A 7,012-nucleotide genomic window follows, 5' to 3' on the forward strand; every position below is an offset into this window, starting at 1 on the left:
TTTTGTTTTTCAATAACTCTTGGCCTGTATTTTATAGGAATTCCATACGCAATGACACGTTCACCTAGCTCAGTTGAAACCGCGATAGAGCATTTTTTAACGCAATTTGTTGAACAATTTAAAGAGAAGCACCAACATTTACCCGTTGTTGAGGCTGATGAACAATGGGTTTCACCATGTGAACAAGGAAAATACTCGGAAGAAGCCAACTACTGGCAGCCTAAAAGAGCGGATGGGCTAAGTTTTGATAATGTAGAGCAAGCGCTAGAGCTAACACTACATGATTCAATCAAGCAGTATTTTACCTGCTTCTATGCCGAAAGTGTTGATGCAGAATGTGAAGAAGGGCGATTGAGTCTGTTGTTTCCATGGAATCAAGATGATTTTGCAAGGCTTCAAGAAAACATCATTGGGCACATATTGATGAAGCGGAAACTGAAGCAGTCAGAAACGGTTTTCTTTGCCGTCACCGACCAAGAAGATTTTATTGTGTCTATTGAAAATGAAACCGGCGCAGTATGGGTTGAGCAAGTAGGGAAAGCACCACACAAAAAATTAAGCGACAGCCTTGCGAACTTCATTCAGCAACTTACGCCAGTTATCTACGATTAGACAGCCTTACTTTCGACTGTCTAAAGTCTTTTCTATTGCTACAAGGCGCGTTTTTACCTCTATTAGCTCTTGCTGCAATGGCGCAAGAGCACGTTTGAGTATCTCTTCCAGGTCACTCGTTTGTGACCCTGTATCTGCGGCGGTTTGTTCAGGTATTGCTGTGTTCTCGGGCTGATGCTGCCAAGTCTTTAATACGCTAATAATTGTAGGTAGTGGAGCTGCACCAGAAAGCTTGGCTTTAACTTTGGCTACAGTCGGCGTACCACCTTGGTTTGCGATTTGGTTAGCGATGGCGATAATTTCAGCTTTAATAGTCATATTGGTAAATCAAGTAGGGTAATTCACACATTTTAGTAAATTTCACTACTCAGATACAGAGTAAAAACTAACAAAAACTTACTAAATCTATAAAAAACAATGGGTTAAAAAGTTGGTTTAAAGATTGCTGAAACAACTTTGTAACAAACTCATAAGGAAATTCAAAAAATGAAAAAGTCTCTAATTGCATTAATCGTAGCGGCACCATTAACTATGGGCCTAACTGGCTGTGTTGTTTCGGTAGGTGGTGACGATGACGGTCACTACAGTTATGACTTAAACGATCGTGAATACGAGAACCGTAAAAAAATAGCGCGACTTCAAGTGAATAGCAGCTTTGGTGATGTTCAAAGCCTATTAGGTGTTGCAGACTTTAATGAAGTTTATCAAAAAGAAAATGAAAACGTTCAGGTACTTTATTACCGCACTAACCGTAAACATAAAGATGGAATTACAACGAAAGATGAATGTACGCCGCTTATTTTCAAAAATGGCATGTTAGTAAGCTGGGGTGAAAAAGCATACGCAATGCTTTAAACGTCTCCATATTTCGAGTAAATAAAAACCTGGCAACTGTCAGGTTTTTTTGTGCTGATTTTCAAGGTATACAATATGAAAATTTTGTTGGTGCAGGATAAGAACATAGCATTTTACTCCTGCAGCTTAATTGGCACTTTAGATTATTGCGTCTTGGATGAAGCGAGCTTCTATGTCATTTCAAATAGATATTGCTGCTAATGCTATTGATATTGTTAAGTCGTTAATTTAGTTAATAAAAATTAAAAGCATCTGCTACTGATTTTCTAACCTAAGTTGTGTAAATGGGTTAATGATGTTGTGAACTGACGTGATCATTGCATATTTCTAGCGAGCTTTAGTTAGTTTTCATCGCGTAAATATAGACACAAAAAATCGCCGATTGATTGTTTATTGACCTTTTTCCAATCGACCTGTTATGGTGAGCAACGATAATAATAAATATAAACAAAAAGTGAATAAAACACGTACTGTGAAATGTTTACTCATGGGGGCTAGTTTATGACGGAAACGGCAACAACGTCTGATAATGTAGAGATCAGAGCAACCTACCTTGCCGCAGAAGACTTAAAGTTAGCGGCTTCATTGTTGTACCAAGCGTACCATGATGATCCGGTGTTTCTAGAGATCTTTAATGGCGATAAAGAAGATTACGAACAACGTTTACGCGCATCAATTCGTGAAGAGTTAGGTGTGTTTTGGCAAGCCAAACAACCCATGGTGGGTTTGTATTTAGGCGAGGCAATGGTCGGGGTTGCATGTTTAAATAGCCCTGATGATGGTATTGGATTTGAGCGATTCTGGCATTGGCGACTGAAGATGTTACTGAGTGCTGGCTATTTTTCTACCAAACAAATGATGGAAAAAGAAAAAACCATCATGGCTTCAGTACCATTGAAAAAATTCCACATGTTAAGCTTTATTGCTATTCATCCTTTGCATCAGCACCACGGTTTCGGGCATTATTTGATGGCTGCCGTAAACACTGTTCTCGATGAACATGCAGACAGTGAAGGCGTTGCTGTTTATGCGACAAACGACAAATATCGCGAATTTTTCAAAGATGTTGATTACGAGTTTGTTAAAGAAGTACAAGTCGGGCACGTCACTGGCGCCTTGATGGTTCATTACCGTTAGGTGAATTGTTTTATGGCCAAAGAATATCAAACCTTTAAAGACTTTTATCCTTTCTACCTTTCGCAACACCAGAACAAAGTCTGCCGTGTTTTGCATTATGTTGGTAGCTTGATAGCTATTGGACTGTTAATCAGTGCGTTTTATCTAGGCAACTATTGGTTAATCTTAGGAGCACTAGTAAGCGGCTATGCATTTGCATGGGTCGGACACTTCTTTTTCGAAAAGAATAGACCAGCAACCTTCACGTACCCTTGGTATAGCTTTATTGGTGACTGGCAAATGCTCAAAGATGCGTTGTTTGGTAAACCTAAATAACAACTGAAAACACATAGCCAAGAAAAGAAAGCGAAAAGCCAGCAATAACAGCTGGCTTTTTCATTTGTGGAGTACCTGACTAATGAGAGCTGTGTGCTTCTGCCCAGCTCCATGCCTGAGTATTGTATAGTGGCACTGTTGATAGCGCATGATGATGGCTACCATTGGTTTCCTTTGTCGAGTACGACAAGTACATTAGCGTTTTCGTTTTGCTGTCGTATATACGACGAACTTTCAGGCTTTTAAAGAGAATACTTTTCGATTCACGAAAAATAATTTCGCCGTTTTTGGAAAGGTCAATATTCGCCATATGTTCAGGCAAAATAGAGCCTGTTTGACGACAAGCAATAGACATGTCTGACGGATCTGAAAAGTCCAAGTCAGCTTCAATATGGCTAATGTGGCACGTAACACCAGAAATTTTGGGGTCTTGCTCAGACTTTATCACAACATCTTTAGTCGTAAACAAACCGAGGCTGACTTTACCTGCATCTTCAGAGCAGGCTGTGAGCCCAAGAACAAGCATAAGCGTAATAAGCTTTTTCATCGTATGGTTCCATCATTTATCTATATGCAATGCTGATAAGCAGCATATGTATTCCACTATGATGGTCAACTGAAATCAAACATTTATTGTTAATATTATTTGGTTTTCTCAACGTATAATGTGGTTAATTTATCTATCAACTATCGCTTTTGTAGATCATTATTTTCAAAAGCAGTGTATAGCTAAACATAATTAAGATACGAAAAATGAAATTATTTGGAGCGCATAAGCAGCAATGAGTCATAGCAACGTAAGCAACACAAGTCCTAAAGTCACGGGCCTTTCAGAGTTGGCAAAGCATGTTGATTACTCGCTGTTAACCCAATTAAATCGAGATCCTCAGGCAACGGACTCTGGTGAAGACCATAGCCCGAGGCAGGTCTTTTCTGGACATTATGTACCCGTAAAGCCAATACCTATTACCGCTCCTAAGTATGTGGCGCACAGCAAGCAACTGTTCAGTGAATTGGGCTTTGACGACAGCCTAGCAACAGATGCCGGTTTTACACAGCTATTTAGTGGTGACACATCTCAACTGCCTGCACCGATGAAGCCATACGGTTGGGCGACTGGCTATGCGCTATCCATTTATGGCACAGAATATACTCAACAATGTCCTTTTCGCACGGGAAATGGTTATGGCGACGGTCGTGCTATGTCTGTTGTTGAAGGAGTCTTTAACAATAAACGTTGGGAAATGCAGCTTAAAGGTGGTGGTCCAACACCTTATTGCCGTGGCGCAGATGGCAGGGCGGTATTGCGCTCAAGTGTGCGTGAATTTTTAGCGCAGGAACATATGCATGCCTTAGGCGTAGCTACGTCACGTTCGTTAAGCCTTTACGTGTCTTCAACAGACACGGTGGAGCGTCCATGGTACTTTGAAGGTTCGCATTCCACAGACCCAGAAATTATGGTGTCTAATCCTGTTGCTATCTCTACACGTGTAGCGCCTTCATTTCTGCGAGTGGGCCAGCTTGAGTTGTTTGGTCGAAGAGCGAGAAAACAAGAGCATGACACCGCGCTTGAAGAACTTGAGCAACTGGTACTCCATATCATAGAGCGAGAGTACACAGAAGACATTGCCAGTGATTTACCGCTAGCCGAAAAGGTATTGATGCTGGCGGAAAGCTTCAAAGAACTCCTCACATCTTTAGTGACAGACTGGATACGAGTTGGTTATTGCCAAGGCAACTTCAATAGTGACAACTGCTCGGTTGGGGGCTTTACTCTTGACTATGGGCCTTTTGGGTTCTGCGAAGCATTCGAGGCCTTTTTTCAACCGTGGACGGGCGGTGGTCAGCACTTCTCGTTTTTGAATCAACCCGCTGCTGCCGAGAAAAACTTTGATATGTTTTGTTCTGCACTAAAACCATTGTTGGCGTCAACGCCAGAGTCATTAGATAAACTGGATAATATTCTTGCTGATTTTTGGCCGTTGATTGAGATGAAAATTGAGCGCATGTGGGCATCTAAGCTTGGCCTTGAAACGTTCGATGCTGACACCTTTCGAGAGCTGATTCAGTTGATGGTAAAAACGCCAGTTGATTACACCATGTTCTTTCGTGAACTTTCAGCGATACCTTCTGAGTTTTCGGCATTACGTGAATGTTTTTATAAACAGCCAGACCAAGAACAAGATAAGTTGTGGAACCAATGGTTTGTTAAGTGGCATGCATCAGTAATGGCAATAGGTGACATATCGTTAACCAGCCAAAAAATGAAACAAGTGAATCCTAAATATACCTGGCGAGAATGGTTAGTGGTGCCTGCGTATCAACAGGCAGCGGAAGGAGATTACTCCCTTATTCATGAACTTCAATCTGTGTTAACCAACCCATATGACGAGCAGTCTACGGAGATCGAAGAAAAATACTATAAGAAACGCCCGCTTGAGCTTTTTGGAATAGGTGGCGTTTCGCATTATAGCTGTTCTTCATAACGCCCCAATAAGGGGCTGGTAAATGCTTGGCTAAACTGTGTAGCGGAGCGGAACCGAGCCAAGCTTTAGCAGTCCCGCGCTTAATTGGCTTGTTATATTTTACATACTCGCTTTGATCAAGCTAGCTAAAACAGCTTTGCCTTCTTTGTTCTCAACCGACTCAAACAGTTTTAACAATTTGGGGAGTAAGAGTTTCTTTTGCGATGTTGAAAGTTCGAAAGAATCATCAAACCAAATTGCGTTTTCGTTATCTAGCATCAAGGTGAATTTGTCATTGTCCGAAACTAACATAACGCCCATCGTTGTAGCTTCAATAAAATAACCTTCATATTTCAATTGGCTATTTATTTGTTGAACACGGGAGTGATTTACATCACCTGCAATCGTGGGAAATGCAATTAAGAGAGTAAATATAAGTAGGCGTATGTTCAAACTAGACTCTCGTAAAATATAACGCCCCAATAAGGGGCTGATAAATGCTTGGCTAAACTTTGTAGCGAAGCGAAACTGAGCCAAGCTTTAGCAGTCCCGCGCTTAATTGGCTTGTTAGGTATACTTTACTTCTTAACTAACTTTGCCTTACCAATAATAGGACAAACATCATTTTCACCTTGCCACCAGACAGAAACGTTTAGTCCAATATCTAAATCGCCGAACGACCTGACATAAGTAAGCAGCTTCCCATTTTTAGGATAAGTTTGAAGAGGGGCAGAAGTACTAGCAAAAGGCTCATCGTCTTTTAGGAGGCCAAGAGTTACATTATCGAATTTTTGACCATCAGCTTCGTTGGGAAAGAGTATATAAAAGCTACGTTCTTGTTTGTTCCAATTAACCTCAACTAGATCATCATATTCTTTGCCTTGCGTAGGAGCAACACACGCCACAACACTAGAGCTCAATAGGATGCTTATAAAAATTAAAATAACTCTGAATTTCAACCCGACCTCCATGTATACCTAACATGTTTATAGCGAGCAAATCGCGCGTTTTTCTACCGCTGCGTCGCTCGTTTATATCCTTCGACCAGTTTTAACATACTCGATAACATGTTGCTATAGATAGATTTTCTAGGCTCATCAATTTTTCAGTAAAAACAAAAACGACCCAATGGGGCGTTTTCATGACTATAGGGGCAAGTCATTACAACTGGACATAAAATCAGTGCTAAAAATAGTTTTTCAATGTCCGCTTTTCGCTCTAAAGAGACCTAGAGACTATTTCTCCGACATGAGGATTTCAGCTAGAGATGAGAATTTAGAGAAAATTCTCATTCCCGATGAGATTCTCCAATTGAAACAAATGTTTAACCACTTGGACAATATTTTACATTTTACTATCGCTCCTAAATGGAACTTAGTGTGTAAGACATATCGCACAAGGTCGTAAGATATAAAGGAAAAGAGCGCTGAAAAAATGAAATTGCATGATTTAAAGTCCTATCAAAACAATGGCTTATGTATTTTTTTTGTGTTTTTGTATGTTTGTTAAACGAATATTTTTAAATCTGCTTGGTTTTTAATTACAGTCGATAACGTAATATTACAACTGTCAGGACGACACAGGAAATGACTTCCTGTTAAGGGAGCCTCAGGATGAGGTTAGCGATA

9 protein-coding genes are annotated in these 7,012 nt (G+C 40.4%); 5 read left to right on the forward strand and 4 right to left on the reverse strand.

The features are described from left to right. Window positions 1-51: 51 nt before the first annotated feature. Window positions 52-612, forward strand: coding sequence for a SecY-interacting protein (syd, locus tag ACFSJY_RS19300; RefSeq protein WP_386038377.1), 561 nt, complete (start codon window positions 52-54; stop codon window positions 610-612). A 6-nt stretch (window positions 613-618) separates the two neighbouring features. Here the strand turns inward: syd and ACFSJY_RS19305 are convergent, their stop codons facing one another. Further along, on the reverse strand, window positions 619-930 hold the full coding sequence (locus ACFSJY_RS19305; RefSeq protein WP_386038380.1) for a DNA-binding protein: 312 nt from the start codon (window positions 928-930) through the stop codon (window positions 619-621). A 168-nt stretch (window positions 931-1,098) separates the two neighbouring features. Between ACFSJY_RS19305 and ACFSJY_RS19310 the strand changes: the two genes are divergently transcribed. The 3 genes from ACFSJY_RS19310 to ACFSJY_RS19320 all read left to right on the forward strand — a co-directional run bounded on the left by ACFSJY_RS19310 (window position 1,099) and on the right by ACFSJY_RS19320 (window position 2,919). After that, entirely contained in the window at window positions 1,099-1,467 is a 369-nt protein-coding gene (locus ACFSJY_RS19310; RefSeq protein WP_386038383.1) for a DUF3192 domain-containing protein, read from the forward strand. Window positions 1,468-1,968: 501 nt separating this feature from the next. Beyond that, a complete protein-coding gene (locus ACFSJY_RS19315; RefSeq protein ID WP_386038386.1) occupies window positions 1,969-2,604 on the forward strand; it encodes a GNAT family N-acetyltransferase in 636 nt (211 codons plus the stop codon). A gap of 12 nt (window positions 2,605-2,616) precedes the next feature. Then, window positions 2,617-2,919, forward strand: a complete 303-nt coding sequence (locus tag ACFSJY_RS19320; protein WP_386038389.1) for an Mpo1-like protein — start codon at window positions 2,617-2,619, stop codon at window positions 2,917-2,919. Between the two features lie 79 nt (window positions 2,920-2,998). Here the strand turns inward: ACFSJY_RS19320 and ACFSJY_RS19325 are convergent, their stop codons facing one another. Beyond that, complete coding sequence (locus ACFSJY_RS19325) at window positions 2,999-3,466, reverse strand: CreA family protein (RefSeq protein ID WP_386038392.1); 468 nt, start codon at window positions 3,464-3,466, stop codon at window positions 2,999-3,001. A gap of 235 nt (window positions 3,467-3,701) precedes the next feature. Here ACFSJY_RS19325 and ACFSJY_RS19330 point away from each other — a divergent pair, with 235 nt between their 5' ends. Continuing rightward, window positions 3,702-5,405, forward strand: coding sequence for a protein adenylyltransferase SelO (locus ACFSJY_RS19330; RefSeq protein ID WP_386038394.1), 1,704 nt, complete (start codon window positions 3,702-3,704; stop codon window positions 5,403-5,405). Between the two features lie 99 nt (window positions 5,406-5,504). On the opposite strand, the gene ACFSJY_RS19335 is transcribed toward ACFSJY_RS19330, so the two are convergent. Together ACFSJY_RS19335 and ACFSJY_RS19340 are read right to left on the reverse strand one after the other, a co-directional pair. Further along, entirely contained in the window at window positions 5,505-5,921 is a 417-nt protein-coding gene (locus tag ACFSJY_RS19335) for a hypothetical protein (protein ID WP_386038397.1), read from the reverse strand. A 41-nt stretch (window positions 5,922-5,962) separates the two neighbouring features. Next, complete coding sequence (locus ACFSJY_RS19340) at window positions 5,963-6,343, reverse strand: hypothetical protein (protein WP_386038400.1); 381 nt, start codon at window positions 6,341-6,343, stop codon at window positions 5,963-5,965. Window positions 6,344-7,012 lie beyond the last annotated feature (669 nt).

It is taken from the genome of Thalassotalea euphylliae (genome assembly GCF_042682785.1).
Lineage (GTDB): Bacteria > Pseudomonadota > Gammaproteobacteria > Enterobacterales > Alteromonadaceae > Thalassotalea_F > Thalassotalea_F euphylliae.

Bases quoted from the DNA above. Each gene is read 5' to 3' on its own strand.
- ACFSJY_RS19320 (WP_386038389.1), top strand. From the start codon at position 2,617: ATGGCCAAAGAATATCAAACCTTTAAAGACTTTTATCCTTTCTACCTT.
- ACFSJY_RS19330 (WP_386038394.1), top strand. From the start codon at position 3,702: ATGAGTCATAGCAACGTAAGCAACACAAGTCCTAAAGTCACGGGCCTT.
- ACFSJY_RS19325 (WP_386038392.1), bottom strand. From the start codon at position 3,466: ATGAAAAAGCTTATTACGCTTATGCTTGTTCTTGGGCTCACAGCCTGC.
- ACFSJY_RS19305 (WP_386038380.1), bottom strand. From the start codon at position 930: ATGACTATTAAAGCTGAAATTATCGCCATCGCTAACCAAATCGCAAAC.
- ACFSJY_RS19310 (WP_386038383.1), top strand. From the start codon at position 1,099: ATGAAAAAGTCTCTAATTGCATTAATCGTAGCGGCACCATTAACTATG.
- ACFSJY_RS19315 (WP_386038386.1), top strand. From the start codon at position 1,969: ATGACGGAAACGGCAACAACGTCTGATAATGTAGAGATCAGAGCAACC.
- syd (WP_386038377.1), top strand. From the start codon at position 52: ATGACACGTTCACCTAGCTCAGTTGAAACCGCGATAGAGCATTTTTTA.